This is a genomic window from Sphingomonas sp. 1185, from assembly GCF_040544655.1.
Taxonomy (GTDB): domain Bacteria; phylum Pseudomonadota; class Alphaproteobacteria; order Sphingomonadales; family Sphingomonadaceae; genus Sphingomonas.
This window is the reverse complement of the sequence record NZ_JBEPKL010000013.1, coordinates 1-15,719: the sequence shown is the minus strand read 5'-3', so window position 1 is coordinate 15,719 and position 15,719 is coordinate 1. Positions and strand designations below refer to the sequence as shown.

The 15,719-nt window shown below is 67.6% G+C and carries 14 protein-coding genes; 11 read left to right on the top strand and 3 right to left on the bottom strand.

Annotated elements, in window-relative coordinates:
• The first annotated feature begins 193 nt into the window (after positions 1 to 193).
• Positions 194 to 1,615 carry a sigma-54-dependent transcriptional regulator gene (locus tag ABIC44_RS10545; protein ID WP_354295310.1) on the top strand — a complete coding sequence of 474 codons (1,422 nt, stop codon included), beginning with the start codon at positions 194 to 196 and terminating at the stop codon, positions 1,613 to 1,615.
• A gap of 39 nt (positions 1,616 to 1,654) precedes the next feature.
• On the opposite strand, the gene ABIC44_RS10540 is transcribed toward ABIC44_RS10545, so the two are convergent.
• The gene (locus ABIC44_RS10540) at positions 1,655 to 2,539 is read right to left on the bottom strand and encodes a bestrophin family protein (RefSeq protein WP_307101110.1); all 885 of its coding nucleotides are present in this window, start codon (positions 2,537 to 2,539) and stop codon (positions 1,655 to 1,657) included.
• Between the two features lie 281 nt (positions 2,540 to 2,820).
• Between ABIC44_RS10540 and thiD the strand changes: the two genes are divergently transcribed.
• The 8 genes from thiD to ABIC44_RS10500 all read left to right on the top strand — a co-directional run bounded on the left by thiD (position 2,821) and on the right by ABIC44_RS10500 (position 10,741).
• Entirely contained in the window at positions 2,821 to 3,648 is an 828-nt protein-coding gene (gene thiD / locus ABIC44_RS10535; RefSeq protein WP_354295308.1) for a bifunctional hydroxymethylpyrimidine kinase/phosphomethylpyrimidine kinase, read from the top strand.
• Between the two features lie 72 nt (positions 3,649 to 3,720).
• A complete protein-coding gene (rnhB, locus tag ABIC44_RS10530) occupies positions 3,721 to 4,317 on the top strand; it encodes a ribonuclease HII (RefSeq protein WP_309700623.1) in 597 nt (198 codons plus the stop codon).
• 221 nt (positions 4,318 to 4,538) lie between these two features.
• Positions 4,539 to 5,678 (top strand): site-specific DNA-methyltransferase, encoded by a 1,140-nt coding sequence (locus tag ABIC44_RS10525; RefSeq protein ID WP_307101120.1) that lies wholly within the window; start codon positions 4,539 to 4,541, stop codon positions 5,676 to 5,678.
• A 146-nt stretch (positions 5,679 to 5,824) separates the two neighbouring features.
• Positions 5,825 to 6,880, top strand: a complete 1,056-nt coding sequence (gene folP, locus ABIC44_RS10520; RefSeq protein WP_354295306.1) for a dihydropteroate synthase — start codon at positions 5,825 to 5,827, stop codon at positions 6,878 to 6,880.
• Between the two features lie 52 nt (positions 6,881 to 6,932).
• A complete protein-coding gene (locus tag ABIC44_RS10515; RefSeq protein WP_307101124.1) occupies positions 6,933 to 7,694 on the top strand; it encodes an exonuclease domain-containing protein in 762 nt (253 codons plus the stop codon).
• A gap of 54 nt (positions 7,695 to 7,748) precedes the next feature.
• Positions 7,749 to 9,248 carry a sensor histidine kinase gene (locus ABIC44_RS10510; RefSeq protein ID WP_309697789.1) on the top strand — a complete coding sequence of 500 codons (1,500 nt, stop codon included), beginning with the start codon at positions 7,749 to 7,751 and terminating at the stop codon, positions 9,246 to 9,248.
• Positions 9,249 to 9,692 carry a response regulator gene (locus ABIC44_RS10505; RefSeq protein WP_309700615.1) on the top strand — a complete coding sequence of 148 codons (444 nt, stop codon included), beginning with the start codon at positions 9,249 to 9,251 and terminating at the stop codon, positions 9,690 to 9,692.
• Between the two features lie 14 nt (positions 9,693 to 9,706).
• Positions 9,707 to 10,741: a sensor histidine kinase gene (locus tag ABIC44_RS10500; RefSeq protein ID WP_354295304.1), complete on the top strand. Its 1,035-nt coding sequence runs from the start codon at positions 9,707 to 9,709 to the stop codon at positions 10,739 to 10,741.
• Between the two features lie 150 nt (positions 10,742 to 10,891).
• On the opposite strand, the gene ABIC44_RS10495 is transcribed toward ABIC44_RS10500, so the two are convergent.
• Positions 10,892 to 11,653 carry a class I SAM-dependent methyltransferase gene (locus tag ABIC44_RS10495; protein WP_354295302.1) on the bottom strand — a complete coding sequence of 254 codons (762 nt, stop codon included), beginning with the start codon at positions 11,651 to 11,653 and terminating at the stop codon, positions 10,892 to 10,894.
• 133 nt (positions 11,654 to 11,786) lie between these two features.
• A complete protein-coding gene (gyrB, locus tag ABIC44_RS10490; protein ID WP_354295301.1) occupies positions 11,787 to 14,279 on the bottom strand; it encodes a DNA topoisomerase (ATP-hydrolyzing) subunit B in 2,493 nt (830 codons plus the stop codon).
• A 189-nt stretch (positions 14,280 to 14,468) separates the two neighbouring features.
• Here gyrB and ABIC44_RS10485 point away from each other — a divergent pair, with 189 nt between their 5' ends.
• Positions 14,469 to 14,852: a hypothetical protein gene (locus ABIC44_RS10485; RefSeq protein WP_354295299.1), complete on the top strand. Its 384-nt coding sequence runs from the start codon at positions 14,469 to 14,471 to the stop codon at positions 14,850 to 14,852.
• Positions 14,853 to 15,045: 193 nt separating this feature from the next.
• On the top strand, positions 15,046 to 15,719 hold a 674-nt coding region (locus tag ABIC44_RS10480), incomplete at its 3' end, for an IS110 family transposase (protein ID WP_354295297.1).

The following is a 15,719-nucleotide window of genomic DNA, read 5'->3' as shown; positions in this document are numbered from 1 at the left end:
GATCAGGAGCTTATTCACCGGCACAGGCGGATCAACCCCGAAATGGCCCACGGGTCGTAACGGCGCAAAATCGAACGCTTGGGTCGCAATATAAGACGTGCCTTTGCGTCGTGTTTCGGACATTGTCCCGAATTAACGCAGATTTTAACAAAGTTGCGCCATCCAGGGGGCAACGGGGACTACGGGACGGTTTATGACGCGCAACGGCCAACGTTTGCTGCTGCTGATCGACGACGAACCTGCGCAACGGCGACTGATCGCCGCTCTGGCGCAGCGCGGCGGCTGGCGTACGCTGTTCGCGACCGATGCCGATATGGCGGCCTCCGTCCTGGGTTCGGTACAGGGGCGCGAGCTGGACGCCGTGCTGATCGACCATTGGGCACCCGGCGCGGACGCAACCGCCCTGATCGCCGATTGCCATGCGCTTCGCCCCGAACTGCCCATCCTGATGCTGACTGCCAATGACTCGGTGGCACAGGCTGTGGCGGCGATGCGCGCGGGTGCGACCGACTTCCTGGTCAAGCCGCTGGCCCCCGAGCGCCTGCTCGGCGCGCTGGAGGCGGCGGTCGCCGCGCAGACCAGCGGCGAGCTTCGCCCGCTGACCGAGAAGATCCCCGCGCTGCTCGCCTTTGAGGATATCGTCGGCGACGCGCCGGAGTTCCGCGCCGCGCTGGCCGTCGCCGCCAAGGCCGCGCGCGCGCGCGTGTCGGTGCTGCTGGAGGGCGAAGGCGGCGTCGGCAAGGAATCGCTGGCCGAGGCGATCCATGCCGCCTCCCCCCGCGCCGATCGGCCGATGCTGCGCGTCAACTGCGCCGCCACCCCCGCCAACCAGCTCGACAGCATCATCTTCGGCCATGAGGAAGGCGCCTTTGCCGGCGCGTTCGAGCGGCGGATCGGCAAGATGGTCGAGGCGGACGGATCGACCCTGTTCCTCGACGAGATTTCGGGCATGCCGCTCGACACGCAGGCGCGGCTGCTCGACATGCTCCACACCGGGGCGATCGTGCCGCTGGGCGCCCGCCACGCGCGCGAGGTCGATGTCCGCGTCATCGCCGCCTCCGACGGACGCCTGCTGGAAGCGGTCGAGGCGGGGCGGTTCCGCGAGGACCTTTATTACAAGCTCAACACCGTTCATGTCGCGATCCCGCCGCTGCGCGACCGCGCGGACGACGTGCCCGCGCTGGCAAGGCATCTGCTCGACCGGATCGCGCAGCAGCCGGGGCTGCGCTGGCTGGGCATTACCGAGGATGCGCTCGACCTGCTGCGCCGCTATGACTGGCCGGGCAATGTCCGCCAGTTGCAGAACGCGCTCTTCCGCGCCGCCGTGCTGTGCGAGGGCGATGTGCTCAACGCCTCGGATTTCCCGCAGATCGCCTCGCTCGGCGACCGGCCCTCGGCGACGACTGGCGCAGCGAACGGGATGCACAATGGCGGGATCAACCTGTTCCGCCCCGACGGCAATCTGCGCCCGCTGGAGGATATCGAGGCCGATGTCATCCGCCTGGCGATCGGCCATTATCGCGGCCGCATGACCGAGGTCGCGCGGCGGCTGGGGATTGGGCGCTCGACGCTCTATCGCAAGCTGGGCGAGCTGGGCATCGACAACGCCGCCTGACCCCTCCCCCGGCGCGGCCGGAGGAGGACGGCAGGAATCTTACCAGAGCACGCCGTCGACCGGCTTCATCGGTTCGGGTGCGGGGTCGCCGATCGCCTGCAGCAGGTCGATCTCGATCGTCCGGCACATTGCGCTCAGCGGCAGGTCGTGGACCGTGTCGGAAAAGGGATCGACCAGATCGTCGCCGATCTGCAACGCGGCCAGGAACATCAGCCCCGCGATCGACGAGCCGACCGGCGTGGCGAAGCCCAGCGTCTCGACCAGCCCGATCGGCAGCAGCACGCAGAACAGCCGGGTGAAGAAGGCCGGGATGAAGCGATACTGGTTGGGCAGCGGGGTGTTCTTCAGCCGCTCCATGCCGCCCTGCGAATTGGCGATGTCGACCAGCACCGATTCCATCTGGGTCTGCTGAATGGTGTCGATCCAGCCCTTGCGGCGGGCATCGTCGATCCGGCGGCCGGTGCCGTCGAGCAGCCCGTTGGCGGTGTTGGTCCGCGCCAGCGCGGGCTCCGCCTCGCCGCGCGACAGGAAGCGCAGCACCTCGGTATCGACCGGCTGCTTGCGCAACTGGCAGCGCAGGGCGTTCACATAGGCGATCTGGCGCAGCACGATCGATCGCTTCATGTCGTGCGCCTCGGGATCGGGCAGGAAGTTGCGCGCGCTGCGTGCGATGTTGCGCGAGGCGTTGATCATCAGGCCCCAGAGCTGCCGCCCCTCCCACCAGCGCTGATAGGCCGAGTTGGTGCGAAACCCCAGGAACAGCGCGAGCGCGGTGCCGAACAAGGTCAGCGGCAGCGACGGCGCCTTGAACGGCAGGACATAATAGGCGACCGTGACGATCACGTCCCAGATGAACAGCGCCAGCAGGGGACGCCATACCTCGGAAATGATGATGCGGGTGCGTGGTACGGCATCAACGATCAAATCAGGTCTCCCTTGTCATCCACGATGCGCTGCAACGCGATAATGCGCCGAATGGATGCGCGTCCGAAATAAGCGAGCGCCGCCGCGGGGAAAGGGGCGCGGCCCGCCGGAAACCAAACGTCACGAACCGGCCACAGAGTCGCCGGCCTTCCGGAAGGCCGTCGAAACGACGCCAAGCCGTTCTTCCGCCTTTATTTATCCCCCGGCGCCGAGCGCGGCGGGGCGTCGTGCGGCGCACCGACGCTTGCCCGCCGCACGCCCGGCGGGCATGACGAAAAAATATGAGCGTCACGCCCCCGCCCCGCATCCTGATCGTCGCCGGTTCCGATTCAGGCGGGGGCGCCGGGATACAGGCGGACATCAAGACGGTGGCGATGCTCGGCGGCCATCCGATGACCGCGATCACTGCCCTCACCGCGCAGAACACGCTGGGCGTGCAGGCGGTCCACCCGGTGCCGACCGCGATGGTGATGGCGCAGATCGACAGCGTGCTGGCCGATATCGGCGCAGACGCGGTCAAGATCGGTATGATCGGATCGGCCGAGACCGCGCATGCGCTGGCCGACCGGCTGGAGACGCTGGACCTTCCGGTCGTGTTCGACCCCGTGATGATCGCGACCAGCGGGTCGGTGCTGGCCGATGCCGATGTCATCGCCGCCTTTCGCCGCTTTCTGGGGCTGGCCGCGCTGACCACCCCCAACCTGCCCGAACTCGCCGCGCTGGGGGGCGAGGCGATGGTCCGGCACCAGACGCGCGCGCTGCTGGTCAAGGGCGGCCATGGCGAGGGCCCGGTGATCGAGGATCGGCTGGTCGCGCCCGGCGGCGAGCAACGCTGGCAGCATCCCCGGCTCGACACGCGCTCGACCCATGGCACCGGCTGTACCCTGGCCAGCGCGATCGCGACCGGGCTGGGCCAGGGCATGGCGCTGGCGGATTCGGTCGACCGCGCCATCGCCTTCGTCCAGGCCGCGCTCGCCGCCGCACCGGGGCTGGGTCAGGGTCATGGCCCGATGGGACATGGGCTGGGCATGGTTCCCTTCTATCACCTGCTCGCCGCGATCAGCCGCGAAGGCTGGGACGCCGCCGCCTTTGCGGCGCGTTGGGGGTAGCCCCATTCCTCCCCTGCAAGGGGAGGAATGGGCATCTTCCTATCCCGCTCGCGCCACGATAAAGCCCCCGCCATGGTCGATCACAGCTTTCCCATGCCCCTGTGCGGCGTGGACGAGGCGGGGCGCGGGCCGCTGGCGGGGCCGGTGGTCGCGGCCGCCGTCATCCTTCCCGAGCGGGACTGCCCCGGCGGCATCAACGATTCTAAGAAGCTGACCGAGAAGACCCGCGCGCGCCTCTGTGCCGAGATCCGCGCCTGCGCGGTGGTCGGCGTGGGGATCGTCCATCCCGAGGAGATCGACCGGCTCAACATCTATTGGGCGACGATGAAGGCGATGACGCTGGCGGTCGACGCGGTGGTCGAGACGCTGGGCGGCCACCCCGCGCATGTGCTGGTCGACGGCAACCGCCTGCCCAAATGGGGCTATGCCGCCACCGCGATCGTCGGGGGCGATGCCAAGTCGCTGGCGATCGGCGCGGCCTCGATCGTGGCCAAGCATGTCCGCGACGAGATGATGATCGCGGCGGCCGAGCAATGGCCCGCTTATGGCTGGCACAGCAACAAGGGGTATGGCTCGGCGACGCATCTGGCGGCGCTGCGCGAACATGGCCCCTCGCCGCTCCACCGCCGCAGCTTCGCCCCCGTGGCGCAATGTTATCTGGACCTTTGATCCCGCGATCGGACAGGGCGAGGATTTTGAGGACGACCCGAGTCGCAATCGCCACACCCCGTCCCTTGGGGGCGAAGTTATCCACACCCCCAATATCTGCCACGAAATCGCAACACGTCGCCGAATCTGGCGGAATCACGCGAGTCGCGCATGCGAATCGCCTCTTGACGTGTGACTCATTCCGGGTGGATGCGAGGGTTCGAGGGTAGAAGGAACATAGCATGGGGGTGATCCAGACGGTGGCAAAGCCGATCGGGACGCGGCCGGTATCGGCGCACCGCGAAAGCGACCTGCCGCTCGACCAGATCCTGATGGGCGACTGTATCGCGGCACTCCGCTCGCTGCCCGACAAGTCGGTCGACATGGTGTTCGCCGACCCCCCCTATAACCTCCAGCTCGGCGGCGAGCTGTTCCGCCCCGATGGCAGCCATGTCGACGCCGTCACCGACGCCTGGGACAAGTTCGACACCTTCGCCGCCTATGACGCCTTCACCCGCGCCTGGCTGGCGGAATGCTACCGCGTCCTCAAGGACAATGGCTCGCTCTGGGTCATCGGCAGCTATCACAACATCTTCCGCGTCGGGACCGCGGTGCAGGATCTGGGCTTCTGGATCCTCAACGACATCATCTGGCGCAAGTCCAACCCCATGCCCAATTTCAAGGGCACCCGCTTCACCAACGCGCACGAAACGCTGATTTGGGCATCGAAGGGCGAGAAGGCCAAATACACCTTCAACTATCGCTCGATGAAGACGCTGAACGACGAGATCCAGATGCGCTCGGACTGGGAATTCCCGATCTGCGGCGGTCAGGAGCGGTTGAAGAAGGACGGGCACAAGGTCCACCCGACCCAGAAGCCCGAGGCTTTGCTCTATCGCATCCTGCTGGCCTGCACCCGGCCCGGCGACGTGATCGCGGACCCGTTCTTCGGCACCGGCACGACCGGCGCGGTGGCCAAGCGGCTGGGCCGCCGCTGGATCGGGATCGAGCGCGAGCCGACCTACTGCGCCGCCGCGATCGAGCGGATCGAGGCCGCGCTGCCGCTCGACGAAAGCGCATTGGCGACGATGCAGAGCCCCAAGGCCCAGCCCAAGGTGGCGTTCGGCACGCTGGTCGAAAATGGCTATCTGATGCCCGGCATGCCGCTGATGGATGCCAAGCGCAAATGGCGCGCGACGGTCCGCGCGGACGGCTCGCTGCTGTCCGATTGCGGGCAGGCGGGGTCGATCCACCGGCTGGGCTCGCTGCTTCAGAACCGGCCGACCTGCAATGGCTGGACCTTCTGGCATTACGAACTGGAAGGCGCGCTGAAGCCGATCGACGCGATGCGCCAGACCTGGCTGCTGGCGACGCAGCCGTAAAACGATCCTCCCCGGCACGGGGAGGGGGACCACCGCAAAGCGGTGGTGGAGGGGGATCGCCGCACGGGACGACCTATGTGGCCCCCCCTCCGTCAGGGCTTCGCCCTGCCACCTCCCCGTGCCGGGGAGGATTTTAGGACAAGATCATGCACCTGCGCCCCATCCAGTTCGTCGATACCCCTGTGGGCCTGGAAAACGGCAGCGCCCTGCGTCTGGCGGGCGGAATGCAGTGGTTCTCGGCCTATGAGGTCCGCGAAGGAACCAGCCGTCGCATCGTCCCTGTCGCGCGCTTCGCAGCGGAATTGGGCGGCCAGCCTCGCGCGCAATCCCTCCACGCCGCCTTCACCGCTCCCCGTGCGCCCTGGGTGATGGGGCCGCGCACGCTGCGTTTCGACCAGCCTCAGGTCGCCGCCATCCTGAACGTCACCCCCGACAGCTTCTCCGACGGCGGCAAGCATGTCGGCGACCCCGCCGCCGCCGCCGATAGCGGCATGGCGATGGCGGCGATGGGTGCGAGCGTGATCGACCTGGGCGGCGAGTCCACCCGCCCCGGCGCGGCCACCGTGTGGGAAGGCGACGAGATCGCCCGCACCGCCCCCGTCATCGAACGGCTGGCGCGCGGCGGCGCATTGGTGTCGATCGACACGCGCAAGGCCGGCGTCATGGAGGCGGCGCTCGCGGCGGGTGCGGGCATCGTCAACGATGTCGCCGCGCTCCTGTGGGACGACCGCGCGCTGGAGGTGGTGGCGAAGGCGGGCTGCCCTGTGATCCTGATGCACTCCCCCGACCCCGATAAGGGCGGGCATGGCTGGGTCGGTTACGACGATGTGCTGACGGACGTGTTCGACTGGCTGGAGGCGCGGGTCGCGGCGGTGGTGGCCGCCGGGGTCGATCGGTCGCGGATCATGGTCGATCCGGGCATCGGCTTTGGCAAGTCGCTGGCCGACAATCTCGCGCTGATCAACGGCCTGACCCTTTTCCACGGCCTGGGCTGTCCGATCATGCTGGGCGCCAGCCGCAAGCGGATGATCGGTGCGCTGTCGAACGAAGCCCCGGTCGATGCCCGGCTCGGCGGCTCGCTGGCGCTGGCGCTGAAGGGGGCGGAGGCGGGGGTGCAGCTGATCCGCGTGCACGACGTGGCCGAGACGGTGCAGGCGCTGCATGTCTGGCGCGGCCTGCGCGACCGCGCCCTGATGGGATAGCAGGGGGGACAAGCCCCTCGCTTTTCGCGCCCCGAACGCCCACATAGGGGCCATGCAGCGTCCCCAGCCCCAGATTATCCGTGTCATCGACCTGGAGACGACCGGACAGGCCCCGCCCACCCACGGCGTGTGCGAGATCGGGTGGCAGGACGTGGCGCTGGGCAAGGACGGCCGTTGGGAGCTGGAGGGCGAAGGCGGCAATATCCTGGTCAATCCCGGCCGCCCGATTCCGCCGATCACCCAGGCGATCCACCATATCCTGGACGAGCAGGTCGCCGACGCCCCCTGGTGGCACGATGTCGCGCGGCGCGTGCTCGACCCCTGGCCGCGTCGCCTGGCGCTGGCGGCGCACCGCGCCGATTTCGAGCAGCAATATTGCACCCCCGCCATGACCCAGTCCGCCGACTGGATCTGCACCTGGAAATGCGCGCTGCGCCTGTGGCCCGACAGCCCCAGCTTCTCCAACCAGGTCCTGCGTTACTGGCGCAAGCCCGCCGGGCTGGTGCATGAGCGCGGCCTGCCCATCCACCGCGCCTTTCCCGACGCCTATGTCACCGCGCACCATCTGCGCGATCAGCTGAACGAGGCGGGCCTGGCGCAGCTGCTGGAATGGTCGCGCAGCCCCGGCCTGTTGCCGCGCGTCCGCTATGGCCCCGATCGCGGCAAGGACTGGCGCGAGATCGACGAGGATTCGCTGATCGGGTTCCTGACCGACCGCGACCCCGATGTCCGCTTCACCGCCGAAACCGAGATGGCGCGGCGGCAGGGCGGCGGTCATGTCGGCCGCCCCAGCCCGCAGCAAATGCTGCTGTAACGGCAGCGCAACTTCTCTGGTATCCACGACATTCCTCCGATAAGGCGTCGCGTCATGCAGGAGGGATCTCCCAAGCCGAGCGCCGATAATCCGATCGGCCGCATCCTGATCGCCGCGATGGTGACGGGGTTCATCGCGCTGATCATGGCGGCGATCGCGGCGGGCTATGCCATTCGCCAGACCAATCGGCATGGCGACTGGGTGGTCCACACCTATCAGGTCGAAAGCGTCCTGACCGAAGTGCGGCGCCTGGCCGAACAGAAGGAAACCGCGCGGCGCGGCTATATGCTGGCGGGAACGCCGGCCTTTCTGGCCAGCTTCGACCAGGCGCATGACCAGCTGATTCCGCGCCTGGCCGACCTCAAGCGCCTGACCGCCGACAACCCCGCCCAGGCGATCCCGATGCGCGCGGTCGAGCGCCGCCTGGCCGAGCTGGACGCCGCCCAGCGTGCGACCAACACGCTGGTCCAGGACGGGCTGGGGGCCGAGGCGTTGCGCCATTTCCGCGCCGACAGCGGGTTGCAGCGGATGCAGAAGCTGCGCGTGATGTTCAACCGGATGGGCCATGAGGAGCGCCGCCTGCTCCGCCTGCGCGACGGCGAACAGACCGCCAGCCGCCGCCTGTTTTCCGCCGTGGTCGGTGTCGCGGGGCTGTTGCTGGTGCTGGTCGCGGTCGTCTCGTTCCTGACCGTGCGCCGCTACACCCGCGACCTGACCCGGTCGCGCGCCGAGCTGGCCGACCTCAACGCCACGCTGGAGGAACAGGTCAAGGAACGCACCGCAGACCTGGCGCTGGCGAACGAGGAGATCCAGCGCTTCGCCTATATCGTCAGCCACGACCTGCGCTCGCCGCTGGTCAACGTGATGGGCTTCACCGCCGAGCTGTCCGCCGCCACCCAGCCGCTGGCCGCGCTGATCGACCGCGCCGAGGCGGAGGCGCCGCAGATCGTGACCGAGGAAGCCCGCCTCGCCGCGCGCGAGGACTTGCCCGAGGCGATCGGCTTCATCCGCACCTCGACCGCCAAGATGGACCGGCTGATCAACGCCATCCTGAAGCTCAGCCGCGAAGGACGCCGGGTCCTCGCGCCCGAGATGATCGCGCTCGACCAGCTGGCCGAACAGATCACCGACTCGATCCGCCACGTGATCGACGATCGCGGCGTCACCGTCACCATCGCCCGGCCGATGCCGGTGGTGGTCAGCGACCGGATCGCGCTGGAGCAGATCCTGTCCAACCTGATCGAGAATGCGACCAAATACCGCCACCCGACCCGCCCCGCCGAGGTGCATGTCTCCGCCGAGGAGACGCGCGGCCGGGTGATCGTCGCGGTGCGCGACAATGGGCGCGGCATCGACCCGCGCGATCACCAGCGCATCTTCGACCTGTTCCGCCGCTCGGGCCAGCAGGACCAGCCGGGCGAGGGCATCGGCCTGGCCCATGTCCGCGCGCTCGCCTATCGCCTGGGCGGTACGATTTCCGTCGAATCTCAACTGGGTGAAGGCGCGACCTTCTTCCTGTCGCTACCAGCCACCCTTTCCATCGAAAGCGCCTGAATGAACGACCATCGCTCTGTCGGCATCGTCATGATCGAGGACGACGAAGGCCATGCCCGCCTGATCGAGAAGAATATCCGCCGCGCGGGCATTCTGAACGACATCCGCCATTATACCGACGGCACCAGCGCGCTCGACTATCTGTTCAACGCGCCCGACGGCCCGGCGAAGAACGGCCCGGCGCTGGTCCTGCTCGACCTGAACCTGCCCGACATGAGCGGCACCGACATCCTGGCCAAGATCAAGGCGGAGGCCAGCCCGCTCAAGCGCACCCCGGTCGTCGTGCTGACCACCACCGATGACAAGGTCGAGATCCAGCGCTGCTACGACCTGGGCTGCAACGTCTATATCACCAAGCCGGTGAATTATGAGAATTTCGCCCAGGCGATCCGCCAGCTGGGCCTGTTCCTGTCGGTGATCCAGGTGCCCGAGGTCGAGGGCTGATCGCCCGCTTGCCCATGACGACCGGCGGCCCGCCCCGCATCCTCTATATCGACGACGACGATGCGCTGCGTCGGCTGGTGTCGCGCGCGCTCGGGCGGCACGGCTATGCGGTGTCGTGTGCGGCATCGGGGGACGAGGGCGTCGCGCTGGCGGCGGCGGGCGATTTCGATCTGGTCGCGGTCGACCATTATATGCCCGGCATGGACGGGCTGGAAACGCTGGCCGCGATCACCGCGCTGCCCGATCCGCCGCCGGTCGTCTATGTGACGGGCTCGGACGAGGGGCGGATCGCGGTCGCCGCGCTGAAGGCCGGGGCGGCGGACTATGTGGTGAAGACGGTCGGCGAGGATTTCTTCGCGCTGCTCGCCGCCAGCTTCGCGCAGGTGCTCGACCGCACCCGGCTGGAACGCGCCAAGGCCGTGGCCGAGGCCGAACTGCGCGCCTCCAATGCCCGGCTGGAGGCGATGCTGAGCGAGGTCAATCACCGCGTCGCCAATTCGTTACAGCTGGTGTCGGCGATGATCGGGTTGCAGAAGGGCAGCCTGACGGATGCGCAAGCGCGCGAGGCGCTGGAGGATACGCAGCGCCGCATCCGGGCGATCGCGCAGGTGCATCGGAGGCTCTACACCGCCAATGATGTCGACCAGGTCGACCTGCGCGACTATCTGGGCGCGCTCGTCGAGGAACTGGGCGAGAGTTGGTCGCACCATAGCTGTCCGCGCACTTTGACCCTGTCCGCCGAGCCGATCCGGGTGAAGACCGACCGCGCGGTGTCGATCGGGGTGATCGTGACCGAGCTGGTCACCAATGCCTGCAAATATGCCTATCCCGATCGCGCGGGCGAGGTGCGCATCTTCCTGACCCGCGTCGAGCAGGGCTGCGAACTGGTGGTCGAGGATGACGGCTGCGGCATGGCGGTGGACCAGAAGCCGCAGGGCACTGGGCTGGGCGCCAAGCTGATCCGCGCGATGGCGCAGAGCCTGCAGACGACGCTGGATTACGACCCGAACCATGCCGGGGTCCGGGCGGTGTTGCGGATGGCGGTCTAGCGGGTCCGGCCCTTGGCCTTCGACGTCGCTCGGGCTGAACGGGTCGGAGGAACAGATGCGGCGAAACCCAAACTCCGTTCAGCCTGAGCGCAGTCGAAGGCCACGCCCCCCTTCCCCCAATCCGCCGTCAGCCCTGGCGCGCCGCCCGGTTCAGGGCTTGCGGAACTTGTAGACGAACTGGTCGGTGCGCCCGCGAATGGCGGGGTCGAAGACGTTCTTGCTATGGTCGTCATCGGGGTTGCGCAGGACGCGGCTCTCGCCGACGAAGCGGAAGCCGACCGATTGGACCTGGCGCTTCACATAGTCGGGGTCGATCCGGTGCGTCGTATTGGTGTCGGCCAGCCCCTTGCCCACCGTATCGGCATGATCGATGATGACATAGGTGCCGCCCGACTTGAGCAGCTTGAACACCGCTTGGTCGAAGGCGCGCAGCGCAGGCTCGCCCGCATCCTTGTTGGCGACGTCATGGTAATTCTGGACGGTCCAGAACAGGTCGACCGGTTTGTCCGAAGCGGGGATGTTCACCGCCTGCACCTGCACGGTGGCGTTGGGCAGGTTCAGCGCCTGGATCGCGCCCAGCGACTTTTCGGCGTAACGCTGCGCGGCGGCGGGCCAATAGGCATAGACATGCCCCTTCGGCCCGACGATGCCCGACAGGATACGGGTCCAATAGCCCTTGCCCGGCAGGTAATCGATCACCGTATCGCCCGGCTTCACGCCCGAGAAAGCGAGGACGGCGGCCGCCTGGCGCCGCGCATCGTCGCCCGCCTGCTCGGCCCGCGCCGGATCGGCGAGCGCGGCGGTGATGTAGGCCGGGACGGCGGCAGGCTTGGCGGACGCGGCAGGCTTTTGCTGCGCCACCGCGACGGTCGTCCCCGCCGCCAGCATCAGTCCCAGTGCGATCGCCTTCATGCCTGCTCTCTCCTATGTTCTGATGCCGTCATCCCCCACCGCCGTTCAGGCTGAGCGTAGTCGAAGCCCAAGGGATTCGCGTGGCCTTCGACTTCGCTCAGGCTGAACGGAGCGGGGGAATGGATAGTCCCGATTACACGTCCAGATTCGCCACGTTCAGCGCATTGTCCTGGATGAACTCGCGTCGCGGTTCGACCACTTCGCCCATCAACCGGCTGAACACCTCGTCCGCCGCCGCGACATCGTCCGAGGTCACGCGCAGCATCGAGCGGACCGCCGGATCGAGCGTGGTTTCCCACAGCTGCTCGGCATTCATCTCGCCCAGCCCCTTGTAGCGCTGGATCGCCAGGCCCTTGCGGCCCGAGGTCAGGATCGCCTCCAGCAACTGGCTGGGCCGCGCCACGCGGGTTTCGCCGCGCGCCAGCGTGGTGCTGTGGCCCTCTTCGTCGGTCGGCACGACATCGGCCGAGGGCTCGGTCGCGGCGCTGCGCAGCGGCACCAGCTTGCCCGCCTGCGCGAAGCTCTCGGCCTGTTCGGCGGCCAGCGTGTGGAGCTTGCGCGCCTCGGCCGAGGCGATGAAGCTGGCCTCGACGATGTGGTGATCGGTCACGCCGCGCCACAGCCGCTCGAAATGGACGCCGCCATCCTCGGTCAGCCGCGCCGACCAGCGCGCCTCGTGATCGCCCGACTCCAGACGGCGCGTGGTTTCGACCACCGTCGCCATGCGCTGCTCGCGGGTCAGCACGGGGTCGAGCGCACCCGCCAGCGCCAGCACCTCGATGATCGCGGCGTCATAGCGGCGCGGCACGTAGCGCATCAGGGTCCGCATCCGCCGCGCATGATCGACCAGCGCCTTCAGGTCGTTGCCCGACCGCGCGCCGCCCGGCCCTTCCAGCACCATGGTCGAAACACCCGCCTCGACCAGATATTCGTCGAGCGCGGTGTCATCCTTCAGGTACACCTCCGACCGCCCCTTCGTCGCCTTATAGAGCGGCGGCTGGGCGATATAGAGGTGCCCGCGCTCGATCAGCTCGGGCATCTGGCGATAGAAGAAGGTCAGCAGCAGCGTGCGGATATGCGCGCCGTCGACGTCTGCGTCGGTCATGATGACGATCTTGTGATAACGCAGCTTGTCCGCGTTGAAATCGTCGCGGCCGATGCCGGTGCCCATCGCCTGGATGAGCGTACCGATCTCCTTGGACGAGATCATGCGGTCGAACCGCGCACGCTCGGTGTTCAGGATCTTGCCGCGCAAGGGCAGGATCGCCTGGAAGTGGCGGTTGCGCCCCTGCTTGGCCGAACCACCGGCCGAGTCACCCTCGACCAGGAAGAGTTCGGACTTGGCGGGATCGCGCTCCTGGCAATCGGCCAGCTTGCCGGGGAGCGAGGCGATGTCCATCACGCCCTTGCGCCGGGTCAGCTCGCGGGCGCGCTTGGCGGCCTCGCGCGCGGCGGCGGCGTCGATGATCTTGGCGACGATCGCGCGCGCGTTCTGCGGATTTTCCTCCAGCCAGTCGGCCAGCTTGTCGGCGATCAGCGATTCCAGCGGCTGACGCACCTCGGAGGAGACCAGCTTGTCCTTGGTCTGGCTGCTGAACTTCGGATCGGGCAGCTTGACCGAGACGATCGCGGTCAGACCTTCGCGCATGTCGTCGCCGGTTAGCGTGACCTTCTCCTTCTTCAGGAGACCCGACTTGTCGGCATAATTGTTGAGCGTGCGGGTCAGCGCAGCGCGGAAGGCCGCAATATGCGTGCCGCCGTCGCGCTGGGGGATGTTGTTGGTGAACGCCAGGACGTTCTCGTAATAGCTGTCGTTCCACTCCAGCGCGACGTCCATGCCGATCGCATCGCGCTGGCCATGAATGGCGATAGGTTCGGGGAAGAGCGGCGACTTGGAGCGGTCCAGCCACTTCACGAAGGCGGCGATGCCACCCTCGTAATAGAGCTCGACCGTCTTGGGCTCGTCATGGCGCGCATCGGTCAGGAACAGGCGGACGCCCGAATTCAGGAACGCCAGCTCGCGATAGCGATGCTCCAGCTTGTCGAAGTCGAACTCGGTGATCTTGAAGGTGGCGGGGGAAGGCAGGAAGGTGACGCGGGTGCCCTTCTGCCCCGGCTCGGCCTTGCCGACGACCTTCAGCGGCGCAACCGCATCGCCGTGCGCGAAACGCATATAATGCTCCTCGCCGTCGCGCCAGATGGTCAGGTCGAGGAACTCGGACAGCGCGTTGACCACCGACACGCCGACGCCGTGCAGGCCGCCCGAGACCTTGTACGCATTGTCGTCGCTGGTGTTCTCGAACTTACCGCCCGCGTGGAGCTGGGTCATGATGACCTCAGCGGCCGACACGCCCTCTTCGGGGTGGATGCCGGTCGGGATGCCGCGGCCATTGTCGGTGACACTGACCGAGCCGTCGGCGTTCAGCTGGATGTCGATGCGGTCGCAATGCCCCGCCAGCGCTTCGTCGATCGCATTGTCGCTGACCTCGAACACCATATGGTGCAGGCCGGAGCCGTCGTCGGTGTCGCCGATATACATGCCCGGCCGCTTGCGCACCGCGTCGAGGCCCTTCAGCACCTTGATCGAGGAGGCGCCGTACTCATTCGTCTGGGGGGTATCTGCCATAGCGAGTATATAGGAATTCCGGCCCCCAAGGGGAAGCGAAATGGGAGGCGGCTGGACCCTTTCGCGCACCCCCGCACGCCGCCGGTCCGGGGGTGCCGAAACCGCCCGGCTGACGGGAATGTCACGCCCCGGTCGGGAGCGGGCAAGCCGCCCGCGCGTAGAATCCCCGCATCATCCGATGGGAGAGATATGATGACCGGCAGAACCCTGCTCCTGGCGACGCTGTCAACGGTTATGGCCGCGCTGCCCGTCTCGGCCCGGCCGATGGGCCGCGACTATCCCGGCTGCGACCTGGCGCAGCAACACCGCCTGCGCGCGCCCACCGGCGGCAAGGTCCGCGATCCGCGCCAGGCGCATGTCGCGATGCGCGCCAATATCCTGGAGGCGGACATCGGCAATGCCCGCAAGGCGCGCCGCCTGTCGCAGGCCGAGGCGCAGGCCCTGTGGCACGATGTCGAGCGGGTTCGCCACGACGCTGATCGCTTCGTGGCCCGACAGGGGTTCCTGAGCGCGGGCGAGACGGCGAGTCACGACCGCGCGCTCGACAGGGTGGCGGTGAGACTGTGCCAGTGAGGTGATGGGCTCTGCGAAGCACCTTTGCCCCCCTTGTCTGATGTGATGCTGGTATGAAGGTGTGCGGAAGGGAGCCCGTCCCCCCGAGGGTCTGGAGCCCGATAGGGAACAAGGGTCCCTTCCGCGTTGGTCACAACCCTGAACAGTTGCTTGGGACTGCTGATCCCGCACGACATGGACAGGAGCCTATACCATGCCACAAGCCGTCATCGGCTGCGACCTTTCGCGTGCTCTCATCGACATTTGCGAACTGCCATCCGGTCGGATCGGGCAGATCGCCAATACACCGGATGCCATCGCCGCCTGGCTCGACACGCTCGACCATGATGTCCGTGTCGTCTTCGAAGCCACCAGCGGCTGCGACGGCGAGTTGATCGCGGCGCTTGCGACCCGCAGCCATCCCTTCTCACGCGTCAATCCGCGCCAAGCGCGCGAGTTCGCCCGGGCCACCGGCACGCTGGCCAAGACCGACCGCGTCGACGCCCGTGTTCTGGCGCAGATGGGCGCGGCGCTGAACCTGCCCGCCACCATCCCGCTCCGCCCGGCCCGTTCGCACTTGGCCGATTTCCTGCGCCGCCGCAGGCAGTTGGTCGACATGCGAAAAGCCGAAAAGCTGCATCGCCATAGCGCAGGTCAGCCCGATATCGCGCAAGCCATCGAGGCCATGATCGACCTGCTCGGCCAGCAGATTGCCCAGCTCGACCGCCAGATCGCAGGCTTCATCGCCCAGGATCACGCCCTGTCCGAACAGGCCCGGCTGCTGATGGCCGTTCCCGGCATCGGACCCACCGTCCTGGCAACCCTGCTCGGTGAACTTCCCGAACTGGGCACGCTGTGCCGTCGCAAGATCGCCTCGCTCGCAGGCCT

Excerpts from the sequence above, each read along its gene's own strand:
- ABIC44_RS10545 (WP_354295310.1), top strand. The coding sequence starts at position 194 with ATGACGCGCAACGGCCAACGTTTGCTGCTGCTGATCGACGACGAACCT.
- thiD (WP_354295308.1), top strand. The coding sequence starts at position 2,821 with ATGAGCGTCACGCCCCCGCCCCGCATCCTGATCGTCGCCGGTTCCGAT.
- rnhB (WP_309700623.1), top strand. The coding sequence starts at position 3,721 with ATGGTCGATCACAGCTTTCCCATGCCCCTGTGCGGCGTGGACGAGGCG.
- ABIC44_RS10525 (WP_307101120.1), top strand. The coding sequence starts at position 4,539 with ATGGGGGTGATCCAGACGGTGGCAAAGCCGATCGGGACGCGGCCGGTA.
- folP (WP_354295306.1), top strand. The coding sequence starts at position 5,825 with ATGCACCTGCGCCCCATCCAGTTCGTCGATACCCCTGTGGGCCTGGAA.
- ABIC44_RS10515 (WP_307101124.1), top strand. The coding sequence starts at position 6,933 with ATGCAGCGTCCCCAGCCCCAGATTATCCGTGTCATCGACCTGGAGACG.
- ABIC44_RS10510 (WP_309697789.1), top strand. The coding sequence starts at position 7,749 with ATGCAGGAGGGATCTCCCAAGCCGAGCGCCGATAATCCGATCGGCCGC.
- ABIC44_RS10505 (WP_309700615.1), top strand. The coding sequence starts at position 9,249 with ATGAACGACCATCGCTCTGTCGGCATCGTCATGATCGAGGACGACGAA.
- ABIC44_RS10500 (WP_354295304.1), top strand. The coding sequence starts at position 9,707 with ATGACGACCGGCGGCCCGCCCCGCATCCTCTATATCGACGACGACGAT.
- ABIC44_RS10495 (WP_354295302.1), bottom strand. The coding sequence starts at position 11,653 with ATGAAGGCGATCGCACTGGGACTGATGCTGGCGGCGGGGACGACCGTC.
- gyrB (WP_354295301.1), bottom strand. The coding sequence starts at position 14,279 with ATGGCAGATACCCCCCAGACGAATGAGTACGGCGCCTCCTCGATCAAG.
- ABIC44_RS10485 (WP_354295299.1), top strand. The coding sequence starts at position 14,469 with ATGATGACCGGCAGAACCCTGCTCCTGGCGACGCTGTCAACGGTTATG.